Source organism: Vibrio sp. QJM3NY_26 (assembly GCF_057786005.1).
Genome location: NZ_CM173516.1, coordinates 718489 through 740106, shown reverse-complemented (window position 1 = coordinate 740106; position 21618 = coordinate 718489). Strand labels below are relative to the sequence as shown.

The window sequence follows — 21618 nt, the reverse complement described above, 5'->3', positions numbered from 1 at the left end:
TTTAAATTAAAGTGATCCCGACCTTCTCCTTTCACGTATTGTCACTCAAATTCGCATGATGGTTAAGTACTATGCAAGTCGAAAGCAGAAGTTCAGGGAACGGCAAGGAGCATGTCATTATTCCCGACAACAAATTACCTAATGAAAATAAGGTACCTACAGAGCTCTCAAGTTGGTTGATTTTGGTTGGTTCAGACCGAGACAAACAAGCCTTCACCTGTTTGTTCAAGTTCTTCGCACCTAAGATCAAGCGTTTTGGAATCAGCAAGTTGGGCGGCGAGGCTGCTGCAAACGAGCTAGTTCAAGACACAATGACTAACGTTTGGAAAAAAGCACATCTCTACAACGAAGAGAAAGGTGCTGCGACTACTTGGGTCTACACCGTGATGCGAAATGCGGCCTTCGACATGTTACGAAAGGTGAAAGCAAAAGCAGAACAAACCATTGCTGACGACATTTGGCCAATAGATGCAATGGTCGCGGAATCTCAAAGCGATGAATTACCGTTTGGTGATCATTTGATGAGCCGCCATGTAATGACTCAAATAGAGAAGTTGCCTTTGGCTCAGAAAACGATTGTTAAAGGCGTTTACTTTCAGGAATTGTCACAAGAGCAACTCGCTCAACAACTTGGCGTCCCACTTGGAACCGTGAAATCACGTCTAAGACTCGCTTTAGCCAAACTTAAGGTTCACATGGGGGAACAAGATCATGATTAAACATCACCCAAATGCCGCAATTTTGAAAGATTTTGTCGATGGCACACTCGCAGATTCAGTTTCTTTGATTGTCTCTAGCCATGTTGAACTGTGTGAACACTGCCAACAACAAGTAAGCATGCTGACGGCGCAAGCTGCTGACTCAGTCTTTGAAAGTGATACCTCAGGGCTTCAACTTTCTGACAGCGAAATGGATGCGTTCCTATCCGATGATGGGGAGTTTGATTTTGATGCGATTGCTCAAATCACTGCTGATTCATCTCAAGCTATCGAAGTGACACCCGAAGTTCAGCAAGTTACGGTTGCAGACACCACATTCACTATTCCTCGCGCGTTGAACTCAGTGGCGAGAAAAGACTGGATGAACTTAGGCAAAATTTCGCGAGCGCGACTCGATTTTGATGACGAAGCACACCACACCAGCTTGCTGCACATCGACAAAGATGGACAAGTGCCTTGCCACACCCACAAAGGCTTTGAGATTACGCTTCTCTTGGAAGGCAGTTTCGAAGACGAAATGGGCGTCTACAACAAAGGCGACTTCATCTGGTTAGATGGTGACCACACCCATCAACCAGCTACCAAAGAAGGTTGTGTGTGTTTAACTGTTTCAAGTGATGCGCTTTACTTCACAAAAGGTGTGAGCCAGTTATTCAACCCACTGGGTAAATACATTTATTAGATTGAAAAGATTTACCGGGTACGTCACAAGACTCATAGAGTTGGCTAGTAAGCAAAGTAAAAACCGAACTAAAGTAATGTTTAATAAGCAACAAAACACACAATGTAAGAATAACAACGAGCAATGAGCGTAAGGAATTGACCAATGGATAAAAAAATAAAAATAGGCATTAGTGCATGTGTCGCCGGTCATAAAGTTCGGTTCGATACAGGTCACAAACGCTCTCGTTTTTGTACAGACGATCTTGCAGACTACGTAGAACTTGAGCCAGTTTGTCCAGAAATGGGCGTTGGACTTCCAACGCCTCGCCCAACCATTCGCCAAGTTCGTCAGCTAGACAATATCATTCACGTTTCTAGACCTGACGGTTCTGGTGATGTGACCAATGATCTGATCGAGTTTGGACAAAACTATTCAAAGAGCAACCAGCACATCGCAGGATTCATTGTGTGTCAAAAAAGCCCAACCTGCGGTATGGAAAGAGTAAAAGTGTACCACCACCACGGTCGCGGCTCTGAATCGACAGGCGTAGGCATGTTCACCAAACAAGTGATGGAAGGCAACCCATTACTTCCTGTTGAAGAAAATGGTCGCCTCAATGACCCTATTTTGCGCGAAAACTTCATGACACGTGTCTTCACTTATCAGAAGTGGCTCAACCTTGTTGACGAAGGCGTAACTAAACACAAGCTGATTCAATTCCACAGCGCTCACAAGTACTTGGTAATGTGTCACCACATTGAAGGCTATAAGAAACTTGGGAAATTATTAGCAAGCAACGATCTTGAAATCGATGAGTTGGCAAAACAATATATTGAAGGCTTGATGACGGCATTATCTCACCACGCGAACCGTGGTAGCCACGCCAATACTCTGCATCATTTGCAAGGTTACTTTAAGAAACAATTGAGCAGCGCGCACAAGCAAGAGCTTACCAATCAGATTTCATCATTCAGAGAAGGTCTTGTTCCTCTGTTAGTTCCACTAACACTGATCAACCACTACTTGATGGAATACCCAAACGAGTACCTTGAATCACAGGTTTACCTAAACCCGCACCCACAAGAACTTAAGCTGAGATACGGATATTGAGCGACATTCTATGGATAAGACGAGACCTGCGGATTCACGATAACCCTGCGCTCGTCGCGGCAGTTGAAAACGGCGTGACGACCGCCGTTTTCATTTCAACGCCACAGCAATGGCAGCAACACCACCTTGCGCCAATCAAAGCCGATTTAATCTATCGTCACCTGCAGCAACTTGAATCCCAACTCGCTGAATTTGGGATCGATCTTCTGCACCTCAAAGCCACAGACTTTAACGATCAAGCCACTCAACTCATCAACTTGTGCAAACAGGTCGATGCGACATGTGTGTATGCCAATTCAGAGCCGGAAGTGGATGAGCAGTTAAGAGACAAACGCTTAATCGCTACTGGTATAAAGCTGGAAATAACCGACTGCGATACGATTCTGCCATTAGGTAGCGTGCTGAATAAACAAGGTGAGATGTTCAAGGTTTTCACACCTTTCAAAAACGCATGGTTAAAAGAAGTGCAAGCGAAAGGCATCATTTGCAGCCACGCTCCAGCTTATTCAACAGGAGCGCCGCAAGCAGATTCATCTGAAACGGATTCACCTCAGAACCCATCACCACCGAGTCAATCGTTAAGTGGTTTTTCTGGCGAGTACGATTTTGACTTTCCTCGTACCGATTCAGAACGTTGGCCACTAAGCCAAGACGTCCTTGAGAGCGTGATCCCCAACTTCTTAGCCAATAAAGTTAACGACTATTCTCGCCTTAGAGACATTCCATCAGTGAAGGGGACATCAGGCCTATCTCCTTACTTGGCTATTGGTGCAGTCAGCCCTCGTTGGTTAGCGATTCAATTGATTCAGCAACAGCCTGACTTGTTATTTGATACTCAGTTGCCAGCTTTTTCTTGGCTTAATGAATTGATTTGGCGAGATTTTTATAAGCATTTGATGTTCCACCACCCTAAACTGGTTAAAGGTGCGAACTTTCAGCAGAAATACAACGGCTTAGATTGGTATCACGACAACTCGAGCTTCAAGGCGTGGTGCGAAGGAAAAACAGGCTACCCATTAGTTGATGCAGCGATGCGTCAATTGGTTGAGACAGGCTGGATGCACAACAGGCTCAGAATGGTCGTTGCGAGCTTCCTAACCAAACACCTGCTGATTGACTGGCGTTGGGGCGAGCGATTCTTTATGTCGCACCTTATCGATGGTGATTTCAGCGCGAATAATGGCGGTTGGCAATGGGCTTCAAGTACTGGCTGTGATGCTCAACCCTACTTTCGAATTTTCAATCCGATCACACAGAGTGAAAAGTTTGATCCGAAAGGAATTTTTATTCGTAAGTACATACCAGAGCTGCAAAATATTCCTGACAAGCATGTGCATTTTCCACATGATTACATTGCAAAAAACGGAATTAACAGCGAATACTGGCAACCCATCGTTGAACACAAAGAAGCACGATTGAGAGCCTTAGCCTTTTTCAAATAATTAGAGTGAATATTATGGATAACTCTCTATGGCTTGATAACTTTCTCAACATGTATCGAGAACTCGGAACTGACAATTTCGACGTGCTTAAGACGGTTTATCACCCTGATATCGAATTCCAAGATCCGCTGCATCATGTCAGCGGAATTGCGGCGCTTACCCACTACTTCGAGAATCTCTACACTCAGGTAACGAGCTGTTACTTTCATATCGAACACACTTTCGAAGCGAACGACGAAGCTTCTGTTTACTGGACGATGCAGTTTGCTCACAAGCAATTAAATGGACAAAAGCCAATCGAAGTGCAAGGACACAGCCACCTCAAGATGCTCGACGGTCAAGTGGTCTATCACAGAGACTATCTTGATGTCGGCTCTATGTTGTACGAACACATTCCAGTTCTGGGCTGCGCCATCAAATCCATCAAAAAGAGAGCGAGCCAATAATGCGTATTATGATCACAGGCGCGACCTCGGGTATCGGCCAATCACTCGCTATCGATTACGCTCAACAAGGGCATCAGGTGATTGCTTGTGGCCGTAACCCAGACAAGCTGCAAGCCTTAGTTGATTCTCACGAGACAGACATCGCGCATTCATCCATTACGCCGCTCTGTTTCGATCTGACCGATTACCACAACTACCCAGAGCTCGACCAAGACAAACCGCTCGATCTGCTGATTTTAAATGCGGGTGATTGTGAGTACATCAACGACCCAGTGAATTTTGATGCCGAGCTTTTCGAGCGCGTCATCAACATCAATCTAATTTCAATTGGCTACGCCCTTAAAGCCTGGCTAAAAAACATCAAGCCCGGCGGCCGCTTGGTTTTAGTAAGCTCTAGCGCCAGTTTTTTACCGCTACCCAGAGCGGAAGCTTATGGCGCTTCAAAGGCGGCACTCACGTATTTAGGAAGAACACTCTCGGTTGATCTGGCCGAGCACAATATTCATGTCTCAATTGTGCACCCAGGCTTTGTTCAAACGCCATTAACCGAGCGAAATACCTTCTCTATGCCTATGATTATTAGTAGTGAGGCCGCAACTCAGCGAATCGTAAATGGTATTGCTCAAGGAAAGAGTGAAATCGATTTCCCAAGACGATTCATCATGTTGATGAAGCTACTAAGAATGCTTCCAACTCCAGTTTGGCAAAAACTCGCTTCAAGGATGGTATAACAATGAAGAAAATCGCCATTATTGGGTCAGGTATCTCTGGACTCACTTGCGCACACATATTAGATAAGCATCACGACGTAACAGTATTCGAAAAAAACGATTATGTTGGGGGCCACACCGCCACCGTTGATATTGAACATCAAGGCTCGGCGTTTTCGATAGATACTGGCTTTATCGTATTTAACGATCGAACCTACCCAAACTTCAATCAGCTACTCGAACAACTCGGTATTGAAAGGCAACCTACCGAGATGAGTTTCAGCGTTCACAACACAACGACTAAGTTTGAATACAACGGCCACAGCATCAACTCTCTGTTCGCTCAACGAAGTAATATTTTCAAACCTCAATTTTGGTCTTTAGTCTCTGACATTCTCAAGTTCAACAAATTGTGTAAGGCTCAATTCGAAAGTAACGAGTTCACACCGGATGTTACCTTGGGCAACTTCCTACGTGAAAACCAGTTTTCCGACTTTTTCAGCCAGCATTACATCCTACCGATGGGCGCAGCAATTTGGTCGACAAGCTTAGAGGAGATGGAAGAATTTGAGCTTAAATTCTTCATTCAATTCTTCTATAACCACGGCCTGCTCGACATCGCGAACCGTCCACAATGGTATGTGATTCCTAAAGGGTCCCGCTCTTACGTTGAAATCATCCTTTCACGCTTGAACAAATCCGTCGCTTTGAACACATCGATCAAACAAGTCACTCGCCATGAAGCGGGCATCACGATTGAATTTGAAGATGGCGCTACACAAGACTTCGACGAAGTGATATTTGCTTGTCACTCAGACCAAGCGTTACGTTTACTCGGCGATGCAACAGAGCAAGAGAAACAGGTTCTAGGCGAGATCCCATACAGCCGTAATGAAGTGGTTCTGCACACTGATACCCGATTGTTACCAGACAGAAAGCTAGCTTGGGCAAGTTGGAACTACATGTTGGATGGCGACAGTAAACGACCTGCCTGTGTGACATACAACATGAACATTCTGCAAGGCATCGAAAGCCAGGACACCTTCTGTGTGACCTTGAATCAGAGCGAAGCCATCGACCCAGAAAAAATCATTCGCAGCTTTGTTTATCATCACCCGGTACTTAACTCGAACACGGTAGAAGCTCAGCACAAACGCGAACAGATCTGTGGCAAAAACCAGACTCACTTCGCCGGCGCATACTGGTACAACGGGTTCCATGAAGATGGCGTCCACAGTGCACTCGACGTGACCAAACGCTTCGGTTTAGATTTGAGTACGAGTTCAGCGCTATGAACAGTCAAACCCTGACATCCGAAATGGAGATCGCATCCGAAAAGAGTGAAGAACTCAGCGGTATCTATTGGGGCAACGTCAGACACCGCCGCTTTGGCGACATCACTCATGAGTTCAGCTATCAGCTGTATATGATGGGGTTAGATCTCGATGAACTGCCCCAAACCACAGCGCGTAGTGCGCTGTTCGGAACTCGATGGTACAACCCGATTCGCTTTGTCGAATCGGATTATCTCGCTGAAAAAAAAGAAAATGCCACCACAGATGAACCAAAATCACTTAAACAACGTATAGCTTCCAAAGTGCAAAAACTTGGTGGGATTTGGTCTGACTCAAACCGTGTGACGATGCTGGCTCAGTGCCGCTGTTTAGGTATCTACTTCAGCCCAATCAACTGTTTCTTCTGTTACGACGAAACTGGAGATTGTAAGTACATGTTGGCTGAGGTGAGTAACACGCCTTGGCGAGAAAGACACTATTATCTGATCGACATGCACCAAGAGTTGAAAGTAAAAAAAGAGTTTCACGTTTCGCCGTTTATGGATTTGAACATGACTTATTTTTGGAAGATTAAGCCACCAGCGAAACGCACCTTGGTCCATATTGAAAGCCGCCGAGACGACAAGCTTTTCGATGCGACACTGGCTTTGACGAAACAGTCAGTAACCAAGACAAACATTAGACGAACGGTATTCAAGATTCCGGCAATGACGATTAAAGTCGTGATGGGAATTTATTATCAGGCTCTCAAATTATTCCTGAAAAAAGTACCGTTTGTGGGGCATCCAGATTCAACATCTTAAGTGTCTTCACAGCAACTAAATAATAGAACTCGACCCAAGCTTGGGTTGGCTCCAACCAAGGGGCACAACCCAGCTAAGTTGGCACAAAATATTAGAATGAGTTATCAGCGAGGTTTACATGGAACAGCTTGCCAAACAAAACAACAACATTGAACAACAAGCTAAAGCCGTTGCTGTTTCAAGCAACTGTAAATATCGAGCTTTAATCTTTAAGGTTTTAGAAAGCCTGCAATTCGCGACGCTTGAGATCATTGAGCGCGACCAGCATTCGGTGTTCGGCGATCGAGAAGCCGACTTGAAAGGTCGAATCGTGATTCACGATGCAACCTTTTTTAGAGATGTCGTGATTGACGGCAGTATTGGCGCATCTGAGGCCTACATTGATGGAAAATGGACAAGCCCAGATCTCACCAAAGTGATTCAAATCATGGCTCGAAATCAATCTCAACTCGACGAGCTTGACGATAAAACGCAATGGATTTCTCGCATCAAAAATCTATTGCTGCGTCGTAAGAATGCTAACACCGAGCAAGGCTCTAAACGTAATATTCTTGCGCACTACGATATTGGCAATGAGTTGTACGAGCGCTTCCTAGACAGCTCGATGCAATACTCTTCCGCTATCTACAGCGAAGAAGCAGAAACCCTATCCAAAGCTCAGCAAAACAAAATGAAAACCATCTGTGAGCGATTAGAGTTGTCAGAGAACGATAACGTGGTCGAGATAGGCACGGGCTGGGGTGGTTTAGCGATATTCATGGCGCAACACTACGGATGCCATGTCACCACAACCACAATCTCAGATGCCCAACACGCGCTTGCAGAACAGAGAGTCAAAGCGCTTGGCTTAACCGACAAAATCACCCTGCTCAAAGAGGATTATCGTAACCTCACTGGTGAGTATGACAAGTTGGTCTCTATCGAGATGATCGAGGCGGTCGGCCATGAATATCTCCAGACCTTCTTTGAGAAATGTTCATCGCTACTTAAACCTTCAGGCAAGATGCTGATCCAAGCGATTACTATTGCCGACAGCCGTTACGATAAATACCGTAAAGGTGTCGACTTTATTCAGAAGTACATTTTCCCGGGCGGTTGCCTACCTTCGGTTTCAGTGATGACTCAACACCTTGCGACCAGTACAGACCTTGTTGTCCAAGAAATCGATGACATTGGCCTGCACTACGCTCGAACGCTTAATGATTGGAATGTTGCCTTTGAAAACAGTTGGGAAGAGTTAGAGTCTCTCGGCTATTCAGAAGAGTTTAAGCGCTTGTGGATCTTCTACTTCTGCTACTGTGAAGGTGCATTCAAAGAGCGCGTGATCAGTACTCATCACTTAGTTGCTAGAAAACCTCGTTACTTTGGAGCAAAAGATGAAACGGTTTTGGATTATTAATCTCGTTCTGTTTCAAGCGACCTGGGTTTGCAGCGCGTTCTTTACCGCGCAAGCCCCGTTCGTGGCGCCACTGATTGTGGCCGTTCACTTCCTTCTCTCCCCTACTCGTAGTAGCGATCTGAAAATACTCCTTTTATTACCATTAGGGCTGTTGCTTGATAGCCTCTTACTTCACTTCGGCGTGTTTGCCGTCGACTCTGAAATTGCTAATCAATCGTGGTTTCCAGTGTGGCTCGTTTGCCTGTGGATCATGTTTTTAATCAGTTTTAACCACAGCCTAAATTGGCTTTTAAAATGCTCGAAAGTGATCTTGTTTGCCATAGGGTTCGTAGCAGGTACTAGTAGTTATTGGGGAGGCATCAAAGCAGGCGCCCTTCTTACTACTTGGCCAGATGCATCGGTGTTAGCTGCCCTTGCAATAAGTTGGGGGATTTTGTTGCCCTTACTGGTGGCCGCCTACTCCAACTTAGTACAACCTAAAATGGCATCAACGAGGTGACTTATGGCTTTTCCACACAACCCTACGCAAGCGTTCAAATCTGAGAGCAACGTTAGTCGCGTTCGCACTCAAACAAGCGAGCAATCAAGAAACCGACTATTTAGCTTAGTCACCTTAACCCTCATTTGCGCAGCACTCCTATTTACCGAAAATGCCAAAGCTTCTGCTGTCGATGATTTAAACAAGCGTGGTCAAGGTGAGATGAGTTACTTGTTTTGGACTTTGTATTCTGCAGAGTTCTACACCACTCCATCTAACTCTGAGCGTGCTTTGAAACTTGAGTACTACCGAGCAATTGACAGCAAAGACCTTGTAGACGCAACCAAAGACCAGTGGAGCAAACTTGGTTACTCCAACAACAATATTCAACGTTGGTTGAAGCCTTTGTACGCAATGTGGCCCAATGTTGAAGAAGGAAGTACCCTCACTATCCGTGTCGCTGAAGACAACGTAAGTCGCTTCTATTTCGATGAGCAACCCATAGGCACCATCCAAGACAAGCAATTTGGTGAAGCCTTTCTAGCGATTTGGTTATCTGAAAACACATCCGAGCCAGGCCTACGCAAACAACTATTAGGTTTGAACAAATGAATCCAAAAACAACAATAATAAAATTTGCTTTGGCACTGTTTTCACTCACTTGGCTGACGGGGTGTGGCTCTGCTAGTTTAGAAAACCACGTAGACACTACGCCAGAGCTCAAGCTAGAAACCTTTTTCAATGGGGAGCTAATGGCTTACGGCATGGTACTAGACCACTCTGGTAACCTACTACGCCGTTTTGACGCTAAGCTTGTCGCGACTTGGGACGGTGACAAAGGCGAAATCAAAGAGTGGTTCTCTTTTGCTGATGGCGAGCGCTCAACACGCGTTTGGAACTTAATCAAAACAGGCGAAAACACCTACACTGGCACCGCTAATGATGTGGTTGGTACGGCTTATGGTGAAACCCAAGGCTCGGCTTTGTATTGGAAATATGACTTAGAAATCGAAGTAGACGGCAGCACCTATGAAGTGGTGTTAGACGATTGGATGTTCTTAATGGATGACAAACGATTGTTCAACAAAACCGAAATGTCCAAGTTTGGGTTCAAAGTTGGTGAAGTAATCTTATACATTGAGAAAATTTGAATAAACCAATGCTGATGCTTCAAGGCTAATTATTCTTTGTTTCATTAACTTTTCGATTCATTTTACAGGGCGTCTCCACCCCACAAGAAAACTTCAGTCCACAACAAAAAATTGTGGGCTGTTTTTTTTAATCGCTCGAATAGCATATCTGCAAGATTAAGTCTCTGTGCTAAGATGCGCCACCAGCATGCAAATGGGCTAGACTCATACACAACAGTTCCTATTTGTTTCGCTAAGTGTAGATTCCCTACCATGATTAATTGAAAAGGCTTTAAAGCATGAGCAAGTTGACCTCAGCGGAGCGTAAAGCTCGCGACAATGAACGTTTCTCACAACGTGTAAACGACCGCAGAGAAAAAGGCGAAGACGTAGTTGCTTACGCACTGACCAACAAGAAAGCTGTAAAATTCCTGACTAAGTCGGAAAAGAAACGCTTCAATGAAGCGAAAGTCATTCGCCAAGAAGAACAGCGAGTGAAAGATCAAGAAGAGCTCAACAGAATCGAAGACTCGTTCACGACCAAACAGTTCGACGAAGAGTAATCTGATTTCAAAAGCGCTGGCCCTGTGCCGGCGTTTTTACTTTTTAGTTCTCCTTATTTTCCCCTCCCTACTTACATTACTTTCTCAAACCTCTGTTTTATCCATCTTGCTCATGGATCTCTGCATCTTGGTCTTAGATCTCAGCAAACAGGTATTCAAAGCCTTACTATCTCGATTCAATTCAACAATTCCGAGTCACCATGATTTTAATCACCGGATCAAGCAGCGGTTTAGGCGCGGCTTTAGCCAAGCAATATGCGAACACATCGAACAGCCATCAGCGCTTAATGATCACTGGCCGTAACTCACAGCGTTTAGCTGAATTAGCGAAAAGCCTGCCAGCGAATACTGTTAGCCAAGCCTGTGACTTGTGTGATCCACAATCAGTGAGCGAGTTATTGGATGCGTTGCCTGAAACACCAAAACTGGTAGTTCATAGCGCAGGCAGTGGGTACTTCGGTAAAATTGAACAACAAGATCCCGCCGCCATCAGCGACATGCTGAAAAACAACATCGAGTCTTCCATATTTTTGATTCGCGAGCTTGTTCAACGCTACAAAGATCAACCCGTCACTATTGCTGTTGTAATGTCGACTGCAGCCCAAGGAGCTAAAGCGGAAGAGTCTACTTACTGCGCAGCAAAATGGGCGGTAAAAGGCTTTATCGAATCGGTCAGATTGGAGCTCAAAGGTCACCAGATGAAAATCGTGGCGGTTTATCCTGGAGGTATGGCAACCGAGTTTTGGGGAACCAGCGGCAAAACGATGGATACCTCAAGCTTTATGAGCGCTCAAGAAGCCGCTCAAATGCTGCAACAGGCGTTAACCAGCACCGAGCATGGATATGTGTCAGATATCACGATAAACCGCGGTTAACGGCTAATGAGAGCAGCGAACAGGTAAACCGAGCTATTCCGCTAATTATTTGTGAGGGTGAGCACGAAAGTGTGCGACAATGCTCGGCGTAAATTCATATTCAAGGTTTATTATGAAACTTCTAGTTCGTAACCTATCGCGCTCTACTGCAGAGCAAGACATCCGTGTTCTATTTTCTGAGTTCGGCTCAGTAAAAGAGTGCAGCCTAGTTTTAGACCAAGAAACTGGCGAATCTAAAGGCTTTGCTTTTGTTGAAATGCCAGAGCACGAAGAAGCTAAAGCAGCACTAAACAAGCTGAACTTGTCAAAGCTTGGCAAAAACACGATTCGTGTAAAAGTAGCTAACTCTTAATAAGAACTAGCGCTATACAAGAACAGGCAATTGAACTGCCTCGTGATCTAGCTTTTCAGTAAGCACAGATGATAAAGCCCGTAACGATATTCCGCTGAAAAACGCAATATCGTTACGGGCTTTTTGCTGCTCGCGATTCTCTTTTACAACATTTCACAACACAACCTATTCACTTATAGTTTGCGCTTACAGCCCTTCATGTTCATCAATGGCACGCCTTGCTTCTGCCATTGAACATCCAGACTCCATCACCAGTTGAGCGACGGTCATTGAGGGTGTCGCGGCCAACAGAGATGCCAAACACACCACAGGTTTAGGCAGCACTTTATCGATTGCGATTGCTATCCAACCGTCTTTTTCGTGAGTTAACATCATTTTAAATTCAACGAGTTGATGCTCTTGAGCGACCAACAGCCAATTGCGTGAACGACGAACTCGCTTCAACTGGCATCCACATTCTGCAGCATGCGCCATCACTTGGCTTTTATCACTCACACGATGTACAAAACTATTCAGTGGGACGCTAAACATAACTCTCTGCTAACCAATCTATTCCTACCATTCAAGAGATCGCTACCTATCTCTCAGTACTTTCTAACTGTCACTCAATAAAACCGTACGTAGGATTACACAGACATAAAAAAACCGCCAGTGATGCACTAAGCAGCCTCGCGGTTTTTTGTTCTTTAGAGCCCAACGCTCGATATCAGCAGCAGCTTTTTGAAGCGCCGCTATCACAGCAGTTTGAACTCTCCTGACTTCCTCGTTCAAAGCCATCAATCGCGTCTGCTAAAGCAGTAAATGATTGCTCGATATTGTCACGTGACGTTGCGATGTTCATTCGCATAAAGTTAGGACTTTCAACACCAAACCAACCGCCCGGCGTTAATCCCATTTTAGCCTGATCAAACACCACGTTTTTCAATTCATCTTCCGAAAAGCCTAAGCCTGAGAAATCAAACCACACTTGGTAAGTCCCTTGCGGTTGGAAGACTTTTAACTGAGGAATTCGCTGCTCTGCAAACTCGGTAATCCACTTGACCGTGTCTTGCAGATACACCAACATGCCATCTAACCACGCTTCGCCCTTTTCAAAGGCCGCCACGGTTGCAAACGTGCTGAATGCATTCCCGTGATCAAGATACATTGCGACCACATTGGTTTTGAACGCTTCAAATAGCTCATCATTGTTGGTGTATACATAGCCGTTTGAGATGCTGTGCATACCAAATGTTTTTGCTGGAGATCCAATCAAGGTGATGACCTTATCGTAATCAAAACTGGTCAAGCTCGTAAAAGAGTGACCTTCAAAGATAATGTCTGAATGGACCTCATCACTGATGATCAATACATCATGACGCTTGGCGATTTCGATGACTTGTTCAATTTCTTGAGGTGTCCACACTCGCCCAGTCGGGTTATGCGGATTACAGAAAATCATCGTCTTCACTTTTTGCTCGATGATCTGTTGCTCCATACCATCGAAATCAATCTTGTAACCCTGTTCATCATTGAGCAATGGGCTTCTCACTACCTGACGTCCTGCTTTATTCACCAAGTTAGCAAACTGGTGATACGCCGGCGTATGGATAAGCACGCCATCGCCTTCGTTGGTGAATTGGCGCAGTAACAGCGCAATACCAGAAAGCACACCCGGTACCTGAACAAACTTGTCTGTAGAAAGGTTTAAACCATGACGCTTTGAATACCATTGAGAAAGCGCTTCAAATACAGCCTGCTCATGAAACTCATAAGAGTACACACCGCGCTCAACCAAACGGTTCAACTCTTGAGTTATGGGTTCCGCCACCTGAAAATCCATATCGGCAACCCAATAAGGGAATACATCTGTGGTGTTATAAATGTTCTGTAGCATCTGCGGTTTGCTTTTGATAAACGCATTTTCACCATAGTTCGATGTACTGTTAAACGCTGTCATGGAGGTGTCCTCAAATAGTGTGTTCGGTCTTTTTGCAATCAACTGAATTGCATGAATACCCTTAAGACGACGGCAAAATCAAAAAGACGAAGTTTTTAAAGAAATCTTGTGATTAATTTAAATCAATCTCGCATCTCGACCTTTATCTCTGTTTTTACCGAGTTCGCGATAAAGCAGTTTTTGTGCGCCAAGTGATGCAGTTTTTCGAGTTGTTTGGCGGTTGGTTGTTTGGTGCCTAGAAACACAATGTCAGGTCGCAGAGTCACCTTAGTGACCGATGAGCGGCCTGATTTATCTTCCTCAAGCACACCAACTGCATCATCCACATAAGAGTCGATCACGTACTTCTGCTTCGCGGCGACTCCCAGAAAAGTCAGCATATGACAGCTAGAGAGTGCCGCAATAAAGGCTTCTTCTGGGTCAACATTCGCTTCAACCGACAGTGGAAGTGGCACAACATGAGGAGAAGATGAAGCAGGCACAGTGATTCCACCATCAAATTCCCACGTATGACCGCGGCTGTATTGATTGTCGCTAAAGGCTTCATCTGCCGCTTTTTGCCAACGAATGAGCGCACCATATTCAGACATAGAACCGTTCCTTTTTAATGTTCATTAATTAACGATCAGCAGGATGATTCACACCATCGTTGGTCACCACATCACCAATATCAAAAGGGTTCACTCCTTCCAAACAGCCGATGTTAAAACCGTATTCATTTGGGCTTGAGCGGCGTTGGTGATGGGTATAGATACCGCAGTTTGAGCAGAAGTAATGCTTCGCGGTGTTTGTATTGAATTGATAAAGCTTAAGATGCTCCGCACCTTTGAGGATCTTGATGCCATCTAGCGCAACAGAGCCCACAATCGCTCCCCTGCGACGACAGATAGAGCAATCACAACGACGTGGTTTTTCTATCCCGTTAGGTAAGCTGAGCTCTAATTCCACCGCACCGCAGTGACAGCGTGCCTTATGAAAAGGTTGGATAACCGTATTGCCGACGACTTTCATTTTTCTCTCCAATCACGTCCTTGTAATCGAACTATCTTAACGAGAACTATTTACCTTGTCCGTAACCTAGCATTGAGTTCGAGAGATCCGTCATAAGCTAGCGAGTGAGCGATTCTTCTTTATCTGGTTCATCTTCTGTATTTTCTTTATCTGACTAATCTGATTTCTCAACCAAACCGCCAAAATTTTCAAATAGAAAATCCAAAAACAGTCGAATACGCTTGGGCTGATATTTCTTGCTGATGTACACCACATTCAAGTCAGCACTGGAAACAGACATCGCGGTATTGAAGTTCTTCATGTAGCCGTTGAGTAACGTCACAAGGCGCTGATTATTGATGTCATCTTGCACATCCAGAATGGATTTCAGTGCAATCCCTTCTCCTTGTAGCGCCCAATAACGGATCACTTCGCCATCATCCGAAAATCGCTTAGGAACCACCGTCACAGCCTTCTTCATGTCATGATCTTGGAAGTGCCAAGTTTTGAGTTCTTCGTTGCTGCGAAGCATCGCCAGACACGCATGATCAACCAAATCTTGAGGTTTGATCGGCGTCCCGTGTTTGGCGAGGTATTCTGGGGACGCGCACAGCACACGTCGGCTCGGTGATAAGCGTCTGGATATCAAACTGCTGTCGACCAACTCACCGTAGCGGATAACGATATCCATGCCAGATTCAGCGATATTCGACAGATTGTCGTTCAAATAAAGGTAGGGAATAACGTCGGGGTATTGCTGACAAAACTCCGACAAAATAGGCAATATGTACTGCTTACCGATGTCTTTTGGCGCGGCGATTTTTAGTGAACCTTTGACTTCTTTTACGCCATTTTGAATCAGGTTTTCAGCTTCGCTAACGTTATCTAATATCTCAAGACACGCCTTGTAATACAGCTCCCCTGAATCGGTCAACGACACATGGCGAGTGCTACGGTTCAACAGCTTCACACCATATCGCTCTTCCAACGCCTGCAGCCTTGCTGTCATGGTCGCAGGAGAAAGCCCTAACTCTCGCCCCGCCGCAGCTAACCCGTGATGCTTAACAATGCTCACGAACATCGCCATATCTGAAAACTTGTCCATTCACCTCTCCTACTATTCAGTTAATCCGAATAATGATTTTATATTTTAGCTAATTATCAAATTTAGTCGAATAAATATAATGGTAACCATCAGCAGAACACGCAGGAATTCAGAACATGAACAACGAACTTACAAACCAAGAAAAGCACACATTCGTCATCATTGGTGGCACATCAGGTATCGGCAAAGCTTTGGCTATGCAATTGAGAGATGAAGAGCACACGGTACACATTACTAGCCGACATACAGGCCTCGATATCAGCAATGAAAAATCGATTTGTGAATACTTTGAATCCATCGGTGTGTTTGATCACCTAGTGGTAACTGCAGGCTCTTTCGCTCCAGCAGGCAGAGTCACAGATGTTGCCGTTGAAGATGCAAAAGCAGCCTTTGACACCAAGTTTTGGGGAAGCCTAAACGTTGCGAAACATGCTGCGCGCTACATGACATCAAATGGCTCAATCACTTTCACCACTGGCATGTTGTCACGCAAAGTCGTTGCAGGCACTTACGTTAAAACCGCGATTAACGCCGCGCTAGAAAGCGTCACAAAAGTGTTAGCAAAAGAACTGTCACCGATTCGAGTCAACGCAGTGAGCCCCGGCTTAACCATGACAGAAGCGTATAAGAACATGGACGATTCCGCTCGTACAAACATGTACGACAACGCCAAAAACAACCTACCCGCAGGCAAGGTTGGCGAACCTTCAGAGATAGCCATGGGTTACCTGTTCGCGATTAATAACCCGTACGTAACTGGGTCAATCATCGACATCGACGGCGGCGCTCTACTCAATTAAGCCCTCATCACTAAGCCCATCAGAAACAATAATAAACATTAAAGCGAGGGCGCCCAACATCGCGCCCTGTGCTACCAAAGTTTGAAAATAGGTACATCGTCATGAAACAAGAAACCGTCCATAAAGAAAAGATGCCATTCCAAGTTTGGATACTAACACTCGCAGCGTTTGCAATCGGCACGGCTGAGTTTGTTATCGCAGGCATCCTTCCGCAAATCGCCACATCACTTTCGATCACCGAAGGTCAAGCCGGATACCTAATCAGTGCCTACGCGTTGGCTATCGTTATCGGTGGGCCAATTTTAACCATCTACCTTGCTCGCTTTAACAAGAAGATGGTGCTGATTGGCTTAATGGCACTGTTCATCATCGGTAACGTGTTGTCGGCCTTAGCGCCAAGCTACCCATTACTACTGGCAAGTCGTGTTATCGCAGGCTTAGTTCAAGGTCCTTTTTATGGCATAGGTGCAGTTGTTGCAACCAACTTAGTGTCTGAAAAAATGGCAGGTCGTGCCGTTGGCCAGATGTTCGCAGGCTTAACACTCGCTAACGTTCTTGGCGTTCCAGCTGGTACATGGGTCAGCTTGCAATTCGGCTGGCACACTACTTTCTTTACCGTGGCAGCACTTGGCACTATCGCGATGCTTGCCATTCTGACTTCGATTAAATCGGCTGGTCACAGTGAAGCGAAAGACATCAAAACTCAGCTTCTAGCGTTCAAAAATCCAATGTTACTGATCAGCTTAGCAATCACCGCTTTTGCTTGGTCTGGCTTCATGACGCTTTACGGCTACCTTGCGCCAATCGCCATGCACATCACAGGTTACAGTCAAGAATCAGTGACTTGGATCTTAGTGATTGTGGGTGTTGGCTTAATCATCGGTAACACCTTGGGCGGGCGTTCTTCAGATAAAAACCTAGGCAAAGCTTCAATGTTTTGGGCTGTCGCAATGATCGTGTCATTGGTGGTGATTGGCCTTGTGGTAGACAACAAAATCCTCTTCGTTGCAGCCGCATTTGTCTTTGGTATTGCATCATTTGCGAACGTCCCTGCCATGCAACTTCGAGTAATGAACCACGGTGGCGAAGGGCAAGAGCTAGCAGCAACTGCGAATATCTCAGCGTTTAACTTAGCCAATGCCTTTGGTGGATTCCTTGGCGGCATGGTACTCGACAGCCAACTAGGCGCAGGCATGATTCCGTTCGCAGCCGTTGTGGTTCCTATCGTCGGCTTGTTCTTAATCGCTAAAGCTAACCGAAACGAGAAACCACAAAGCAACTCAATATTTGCACCAACAGAAGCTAAATAATTTAAGAACTCCGTAACTTCAAAGTGCCAATTCATTATCGAACTGGAATTGGCACAGCACTAAAAATTCATAAAGGTAGAGATCATGAACAAGTTATTCGAAACATCAGAACTGAAAGGCCTAGAGCTGCAAAACCGTGTAGTTATGGCACCCATGACACGCGCTCGCACTAGCCAACCTGGAAACGTGCCAAACGACATGATGGCGACTTATTACCAACAACGAGCAAGTGCAGGGCTAATCATCACTGAAGCCACACAAATTTCAGATGACTCTCAAGGTTACTCATTCACACCCGGCGTTTATACCGATGCGCAAATCGAAGGTTGGAAATCAGTCACCACAGCAGCAAAAGAGCAAGGTGCCGCGATATTCTGCCAACTATGGCACGTAGGCCGAGTATCACACCCTACCTTTCAAAAAGGCGAGTTGCCGATTGCACCTTCTGCACTGGCACCCATAGAAACGCAGGTTTGGATCTCTGATGAAAATGGTAACGGCAACATGGTGGATTGCATCCAACCAAGAGAGATGACCCAAGCCGATATCGATCGTGTTGTTCAAGATTTTGCTAACTCAGCGAAAAAAGCCGTCGAGGCAGGGTTCAACGGAGTGGAAATCCACGGTGGTAATGGCTACCTCATCGATCAATTCCTAAGAACCAATTCAAATAAGCGCACCGACAACTATGGAGGCAGCCGCGAGAACCGACTTCGTTTTCTAATCGAAGTGGTGGATGCAGTGATTGATGCGATTGGTGCCGATAAGGTGGGTGTTCGTTTAGCTCCGTTCATCACCTTCAAAGACATGAACTGCCCAGACATCGTGCCAACGATTTTAGAAGCTTCAAAGGCGCTACAAGCACGCGACATCGCTTACCTGCATCTATCAGAAGCAGATTGGGATGACGCACCTGTGATACCTGAAAGCTTCCGTTTAGAGCTAAGAGAGCTATTCTCTAACACCATCATCGTCGCTGGCAGTTACACACCAGAACGCGCCGAAGAAGTGTTAAGCAAAGGCTACGCCAACCTTGTCGCATTCGGTCGCCCATTCGTTGCTAACCCAGATCTAGTTTCACGCCTACAAAACGGCAGCGAACTATCCGATCTTGACGGCGCCACCCTGTTCGGCGGCAACGAAAAAGGCTACATCGATTATCCAGCGTTGTAATGAATTTGGAGGAGATGATGGTTTCTAACCACTAGAAACATTTCCGACAGGCAAAAGAAAGGCTCGCATGACTAGTGCGAGCCTTATGCAGTTTAGGGGGTAAACCACAATCTAGTTTAATCTTAAGATTAATTATTTAACTTATGAGCCATTATGCACTTGTGCGCATTGATATTCTATTTTTAAATGATTCACTGCAATTAATCAATCGATAAAAGTTAGCGTTTGGTCAATTTAAACCACATAAATAACAGTGATTTAGTGAAGAGCGTCTAGAAAATTATCATAAAATCCATAGAAATCAGATTTATAGACTTCTCATTTGCCAATACCCTTCACCATTTGTCGCGAGTTGGCTGTGTAAATAATCAAGCGTATCCGCGACCGTTCCAGCAATGCCTTGTGGTGGATTGAACAACAGTAAACCACTACCGATCAGGCGATCATCACCCTTAGGATCTCGAAGGCGAAGCTCCGACTTAATCGGACTTGGCAGCAAACCATCTTTCACTGCGGTCACACAGTGGTTCAAAATCAGTGAGCTCTTGTCATCCGTGTAGAGCGGGTACCAAATTAGTGCAGATACTTTCTCCGACTGCTGATATGCCTTAACTAAGGCATCAATCACCGCGAGATATTCTGAATCGGTTTCATAGGGTGGGTCGATAACAATCAGATGATGATTGTCATGTTTAGCTACGTCATCAGGTAACGCTTTAAGCCCATCACCTGCGCTAATCGTAAGCTTGCTTGAAATATCTAGGTTACATTGTAACTTTTCAATATTGGTTTGCAGTAAATCAGCTTCATCTTGCTGAATGTCTGAAAAATAGAAACTATCTTGGCTGCGACCTTGTTGGTAAGTGATGGCGGCAGAACCCGGATACAAAGAGATAAGTTGATTCGGATTGTAGTATTCCAGTACCGACATAAAAGAAGCGAATGCCGGAGGAAGATAAGCCTTATTGCGCCACAAGTACCCGACCCCTTCAGCAAACTCACCTGCATGATTACTTGGTGCGGTGGTGAGGTCATAACACCCTGTACCTGAGTGCGTGTCGATAACATTGAGACGTGAATGCTGCTGCATTAATGACTGAACAAGTGCACTCAATACTGGATGCTTCAGTGCATCACCATGGTCGCCTACATGACATTGATGTCGATATTCCATTCCCTTGCCTCATTTCTACTAACGTCATCTAAACATACTTCATATCACACGCAGTTGCCTATTCAATCCATCGTTTTTTGAAATAGCTTCTCTTTTCGCTAACTGTCTGACTCTTATAAAAAATAAAGCCCTTCGTTTTATTACAAACGAAGGGCTTTACTGACGTTACTTGCTAACTTGTACTGCTAGAGCATAGACAACCTAAGGGTACTCTCCCTCAACTTCTACTGGCGCTTTCACTTGGTAGTGGCAAGGTTGTAGACCAAGTAGCTTAGGCAGTGTGATGCCGACAGACACTGAAGACCACGTACCGCTGACAATGCCGACAACCAATGCGATTGCAAAGCCTTGCAGCGCAGAACCGCCAAGTAGCCAAAGTGCCGATACGGTGATTAGCGTTGTACCTGAAGTCACCATGGTGCGTGAGAAGGTCGCTTTAACCGATTCGTTAAGCAGGTTATCAGTATCACCGTTTGGATTGCCGCGCAGCATTTCGCGTACACGGTCGGCGATGATGATCGAGTCATTCAATGAGTAACCGAGAATCGCTAGCACGGCCGCCAATACGGTCAGGTTAAACTCAAACTGAGTAAAAGCGAACAGACCCAAGATAAGCGTCACGTCATAGATGATCGCGGCAAGCGCACCCAGAGCCAAACGCCACTCAAATCGTACACTCAGATACAGCATGATCATTAGGAAACACACCAATACTGCCAAACCACCTTGGTCAACCATGTCTTGGCCTACTTGAGGGCCAACCACGCTGCTGTTGAGTACTTTCACTTGGTCGCTAACCGTTGTCAAAGCATCCACTAAGTTTGGCTGTGGAGTATCTGTCAGTTGGCTGTAACGAATCGTCCAACGATCCTGTTCTGCCATACCAACCACTTGAACGTCTTGTTGGAAAGCCGTGTCGAGTTTTGTTTTTAAGGCGTCTTTAGTCACTTGTTCAGAGAGTTGCACCTCGGCAACGACACCGCCTGTAAAGTCCAAACCCCAGTTAAAACCTTTCACTGCCACCAGCATCACAGAGCTCATGAACAGCACAATAGAGATCATAGACATCACCTTACGAAGGCGAGTCATATTACTGTTTGAAAAATAGCGGTCTGAAATAGTCATTTTTGAAATACTCATG

Annotated in this window: 25 protein-coding genes; 18 read left to right on the top strand and 7 right to left on the bottom strand. The window is 45.3% G+C overall.

The genetic code is table 11. The annotated features are described in order from the left end of the window. The first annotated feature begins 71 nt into the window (after positions 1-71). The 15 genes from AC3CH4_RS18610 to AC3CH4_RS18540 all read left to right on the top strand — a co-directional run bounded on the left by AC3CH4_RS18610 (position 72) and on the right by AC3CH4_RS18540 (position 11986). The gene (locus AC3CH4_RS18610) at positions 72-719 is read left to right on the top strand and encodes a sigma-70 family RNA polymerase sigma factor (RefSeq protein WP_065206472.1); all 648 of its coding nucleotides are present in this window, start codon (positions 72-74) and stop codon (positions 717-719) included. Further along, positions 712-1401 (top strand): ChrR family anti-sigma-E factor, encoded by a 690-nt coding sequence (locus tag AC3CH4_RS18605; protein ID WP_065206473.1) that lies wholly within the window; start codon positions 712-714, stop codon positions 1399-1401. Before AC3CH4_RS18610 ends, AC3CH4_RS18605 begins: the two co-directional genes overlap by 8 nt. Before the next feature lie 144 nt (positions 1402-1545). After that, positions 1546-2493: a YbgA family protein gene (locus AC3CH4_RS18600; protein WP_488544256.1), complete on the top strand. Its 948-nt coding sequence runs from the start codon at positions 1546-1548 to the stop codon at positions 2491-2493. After that, positions 2490-3935 carry a deoxyribodipyrimidine photo-lyase gene (phrB, locus tag AC3CH4_RS18595; protein ID WP_488544255.1) on the top strand — a complete coding sequence of 482 codons (1446 nt, stop codon included), beginning with the start codon at positions 2490-2492 and terminating at the stop codon, positions 3933-3935. The genes AC3CH4_RS18600 and phrB overlap by 4 nt, the downstream gene beginning before the upstream one ends. A gap of 14 nt (positions 3936-3949) precedes the next feature. Beyond that, on the top strand, positions 3950-4381 hold the full coding sequence (locus AC3CH4_RS18590) for a nuclear transport factor 2 family protein (RefSeq protein WP_054546097.1): 432 nt from the start codon (positions 3950-3952) through the stop codon (positions 4379-4381). Continuing rightward, positions 4381-5112: an SDR family NAD(P)-dependent oxidoreductase gene (locus tag AC3CH4_RS18585; RefSeq protein ID WP_171314219.1), complete on the top strand. Its 732-nt coding sequence runs from the start codon at positions 4381-4383 to the stop codon at positions 5110-5112. The genes AC3CH4_RS18590 and AC3CH4_RS18585 overlap by 1 nt, the downstream gene beginning before the upstream one ends. Before the next feature lie 2 nt (positions 5113-5114). Then, positions 5115-6386, top strand: coding sequence for an NAD(P)/FAD-dependent oxidoreductase (locus AC3CH4_RS18580; RefSeq protein WP_488544254.1), 1272 nt, complete (start codon positions 5115-5117; stop codon positions 6384-6386). Further along, positions 6383-7189, top strand: a complete 807-nt coding sequence (locus tag AC3CH4_RS18575) for a DUF1365 domain-containing protein (RefSeq protein WP_488544253.1) — start codon at positions 6383-6385, stop codon at positions 7187-7189. Before AC3CH4_RS18580 ends, AC3CH4_RS18575 begins: the two co-directional genes overlap by 4 nt. Before the next feature lie 118 nt (positions 7190-7307). Continuing rightward, on the top strand, positions 7308-8588 hold the full coding sequence (locus AC3CH4_RS18570) for an SAM-dependent methyltransferase (RefSeq protein WP_029224045.1): 1281 nt from the start codon (positions 7308-7310) through the stop codon (positions 8586-8588). Continuing rightward, positions 8566-9087, top strand: a complete 522-nt coding sequence (locus AC3CH4_RS18565; protein ID WP_488544252.1) for a DUF2878 domain-containing protein — start codon at positions 8566-8568, stop codon at positions 9085-9087. Before AC3CH4_RS18570 ends, AC3CH4_RS18565 begins: the two co-directional genes overlap by 23 nt. Before the next feature lie 3 nt (positions 9088-9090). Continuing rightward, on the top strand, positions 9091-9678 hold the full coding sequence (locus AC3CH4_RS18560) for a chalcone isomerase family protein (RefSeq protein WP_488544251.1): 588 nt from the start codon (positions 9091-9093) through the stop codon (positions 9676-9678). Then, positions 9675-10217, top strand: a complete 543-nt coding sequence (locus AC3CH4_RS18555; protein WP_488544250.1) for a DUF3833 domain-containing protein — start codon at positions 9675-9677, stop codon at positions 10215-10217. The genes AC3CH4_RS18560 and AC3CH4_RS18555 overlap by 4 nt, the downstream gene beginning before the upstream one ends. A gap of 278 nt (positions 10218-10495) precedes the next feature. Further along, the gene (locus AC3CH4_RS18550; RefSeq protein WP_004732701.1) at positions 10496-10759 is read left to right on the top strand and encodes a hypothetical protein; all 264 of its coding nucleotides are present in this window, start codon (positions 10496-10498) and stop codon (positions 10757-10759) included. A gap of 200 nt (positions 10760-10959) precedes the next feature. Next, positions 10960-11634, top strand: coding sequence for an SDR family NAD(P)-dependent oxidoreductase (locus AC3CH4_RS18545; RefSeq protein ID WP_488544249.1), 675 nt, complete (start codon positions 10960-10962; stop codon positions 11632-11634). 112 nt (positions 11635-11746) lie between these two features. Next, positions 11747-11986: an RNA recognition motif domain-containing protein gene (locus AC3CH4_RS18540; protein WP_004732698.1), complete on the top strand. Its 240-nt coding sequence runs from the start codon at positions 11747-11749 to the stop codon at positions 11984-11986. 186 nt (positions 11987-12172) lie between these two features. Here the strand turns inward: AC3CH4_RS18540 and AC3CH4_RS18535 are convergent, their stop codons facing one another. From AC3CH4_RS18535 to AC3CH4_RS18515, 5 genes are all read right to left on the bottom strand, one after another. Then, a complete protein-coding gene (locus AC3CH4_RS18535) occupies positions 12173-12517 on the bottom strand; it encodes a ribosome recycling factor family protein (RefSeq protein ID WP_108181063.1) in 345 nt (114 codons plus the stop codon). A 175-nt stretch (positions 12518-12692) separates the two neighbouring features. Further along, positions 12693-13925, bottom strand: a complete 1233-nt coding sequence (locus AC3CH4_RS18530) for a MalY/PatB family protein (RefSeq protein ID WP_488544248.1) — start codon at positions 13923-13925, stop codon at positions 12693-12695. A gap of 122 nt (positions 13926-14047) precedes the next feature. Then, positions 14048-14515 (bottom strand): OsmC family protein, encoded by a 468-nt coding sequence (locus AC3CH4_RS18525; protein ID WP_488544247.1) that lies wholly within the window; start codon positions 14513-14515, stop codon positions 14048-14050. 28 nt (positions 14516-14543) lie between these two features. Then, positions 14544-14936: a GFA family protein gene (locus tag AC3CH4_RS18520; RefSeq protein WP_054546086.1), complete on the bottom strand. Its 393-nt coding sequence runs from the start codon at positions 14934-14936 to the stop codon at positions 14544-14546. A gap of 154 nt (positions 14937-15090) precedes the next feature. Then, entirely contained in the window at positions 15091-16020 is a 930-nt protein-coding gene (locus AC3CH4_RS18515) for a LysR family transcriptional regulator (protein WP_054546085.1), read from the bottom strand. Between the two features lie 116 nt (positions 16021-16136). Between AC3CH4_RS18515 and AC3CH4_RS18510 the strand changes: the two genes are divergently transcribed. From AC3CH4_RS18510 to AC3CH4_RS18500, 3 genes are all read left to right on the top strand, one after another. Further along, complete coding sequence (locus tag AC3CH4_RS18510) at positions 16137-16820, top strand: SDR family oxidoreductase (protein ID WP_488544246.1); 684 nt, start codon at positions 16137-16139, stop codon at positions 16818-16820. A gap of 101 nt (positions 16821-16921) precedes the next feature. Next, positions 16922-18130, top strand: a complete 1209-nt coding sequence (locus tag AC3CH4_RS18505) for an MFS transporter (RefSeq protein ID WP_488544245.1) — start codon at positions 16922-16924, stop codon at positions 18128-18130. Positions 18131-18214: 84 nt separating this feature from the next. After that, positions 18215-19303 carry an alkene reductase gene (locus tag AC3CH4_RS18500; RefSeq protein ID WP_488544244.1) on the top strand — a complete coding sequence of 363 codons (1089 nt, stop codon included), beginning with the start codon at positions 18215-18217 and terminating at the stop codon, positions 19301-19303. A gap of 307 nt (positions 19304-19610) precedes the next feature. Here AC3CH4_RS18500 and rlmJ read toward each other — a convergent pair whose 3' ends face one another. Further along, positions 19611-20477 carry a 23S rRNA (adenine(2030)-N(6))-methyltransferase RlmJ gene (gene rlmJ, locus AC3CH4_RS18495; protein WP_017077084.1) on the bottom strand — a complete coding sequence of 289 codons (867 nt, stop codon included), beginning with the start codon at positions 20475-20477 and terminating at the stop codon, positions 19611-19613. 201 nt (positions 20478-20678) lie between these two features. Next, on the bottom strand, positions 20679-21617 hold the full coding sequence (secF, locus tag AC3CH4_RS18490) for a protein translocase subunit SecF (protein WP_065206492.1): 939 nt from the start codon (positions 21615-21617) through the stop codon (positions 20679-20681). Position 21618 lies beyond the last annotated feature (1 nt).

Excerpts from the sequence above, each read along its gene's own strand:
- AC3CH4_RS18525 (WP_488544247.1), bottom strand. The coding sequence starts at position 14,515 with ATGTCTGAATATGGTGCGCTCATTCGTTGGCAAAAAGCGGCAGATGAA.
- AC3CH4_RS18590 (WP_054546097.1), top strand. The coding sequence starts at position 3,950 with ATGGATAACTCTCTATGGCTTGATAACTTTCTCAACATGTATCGAGAA.
- AC3CH4_RS18510 (WP_488544246.1), top strand. The coding sequence starts at position 16,137 with ATGAACAACGAACTTACAAACCAAGAAAAGCACACATTCGTCATCATT.
- AC3CH4_RS18550 (WP_004732701.1), top strand. The coding sequence starts at position 10,496 with ATGAGCAAGTTGACCTCAGCGGAGCGTAAAGCTCGCGACAATGAACGT.
- AC3CH4_RS18605 (WP_065206473.1), top strand. The coding sequence starts at position 712 with ATGATTAAACATCACCCAAATGCCGCAATTTTGAAAGATTTTGTCGAT.
- AC3CH4_RS18555 (WP_488544250.1), top strand. The coding sequence starts at position 9,675 with ATGAATCCAAAAACAACAATAATAAAATTTGCTTTGGCACTGTTTTCA.
- AC3CH4_RS18530 (WP_488544248.1), bottom strand. The coding sequence starts at position 13,925 with ATGACAGCGTTTAACAGTACATCGAACTATGGTGAAAATGCGTTTATC.
- AC3CH4_RS18560 (WP_488544251.1), top strand. The coding sequence starts at position 9,091 with ATGGCTTTTCCACACAACCCTACGCAAGCGTTCAAATCTGAGAGCAAC.
- AC3CH4_RS18580 (WP_488544254.1), top strand. The coding sequence starts at position 5,115 with ATGAAGAAAATCGCCATTATTGGGTCAGGTATCTCTGGACTCACTTGC.
- AC3CH4_RS18585 (WP_171314219.1), top strand. The coding sequence starts at position 4,381 with ATGCGTATTATGATCACAGGCGCGACCTCGGGTATCGGCCAATCACTC.
- AC3CH4_RS18505 (WP_488544245.1), top strand. The coding sequence starts at position 16,922 with ATGAAACAAGAAACCGTCCATAAAGAAAAGATGCCATTCCAAGTTTGG.
- AC3CH4_RS18540 (WP_004732698.1), top strand. The coding sequence starts at position 11,747 with ATGAAACTTCTAGTTCGTAACCTATCGCGCTCTACTGCAGAGCAAGAC.
- AC3CH4_RS18565 (WP_488544252.1), top strand. The coding sequence starts at position 8,566 with ATGAAACGGTTTTGGATTATTAATCTCGTTCTGTTTCAAGCGACCTGG.
- AC3CH4_RS18535 (WP_108181063.1), bottom strand. The coding sequence starts at position 12,517 with ATGTTTAGCGTCCCACTGAATAGTTTTGTACATCGTGTGAGTGATAAA.
- AC3CH4_RS18500 (WP_488544244.1), top strand. The coding sequence starts at position 18,215 with ATGAACAAGTTATTCGAAACATCAGAACTGAAAGGCCTAGAGCTGCAA.
- AC3CH4_RS18610 (WP_065206472.1), top strand. The coding sequence starts at position 72 with ATGCAAGTCGAAAGCAGAAGTTCAGGGAACGGCAAGGAGCATGTCATT.
- AC3CH4_RS18570 (WP_029224045.1), top strand. The coding sequence starts at position 7,308 with ATGGAACAGCTTGCCAAACAAAACAACAACATTGAACAACAAGCTAAA.
- secF (WP_065206492.1), bottom strand. The coding sequence starts at position 21,617 with ATGAGTATTTCAAAAATGACTATTTCAGACCGCTATTTTTCAAACAGT.
- AC3CH4_RS18515 (WP_054546085.1), bottom strand. The coding sequence starts at position 16,020 with ATGGACAAGTTTTCAGATATGGCGATGTTCGTGAGCATTGTTAAGCAT.
- AC3CH4_RS18545 (WP_488544249.1), top strand. The coding sequence starts at position 10,960 with ATGATTTTAATCACCGGATCAAGCAGCGGTTTAGGCGCGGCTTTAGCC.
- AC3CH4_RS18600 (WP_488544256.1), top strand. The coding sequence starts at position 1,546 with ATGGATAAAAAAATAAAAATAGGCATTAGTGCATGTGTCGCCGGTCAT.
- rlmJ (WP_017077084.1), bottom strand. The coding sequence starts at position 20,477 with ATGGAATATCGACATCAATGTCATGTAGGCGACCATGGTGATGCACTG.
- AC3CH4_RS18575 (WP_488544253.1), top strand. The coding sequence starts at position 6,383 with ATGAACAGTCAAACCCTGACATCCGAAATGGAGATCGCATCCGAAAAG.
- AC3CH4_RS18520 (WP_054546086.1), bottom strand. The coding sequence starts at position 14,936 with ATGAAAGTCGTCGGCAATACGGTTATCCAACCTTTTCATAAGGCACGC.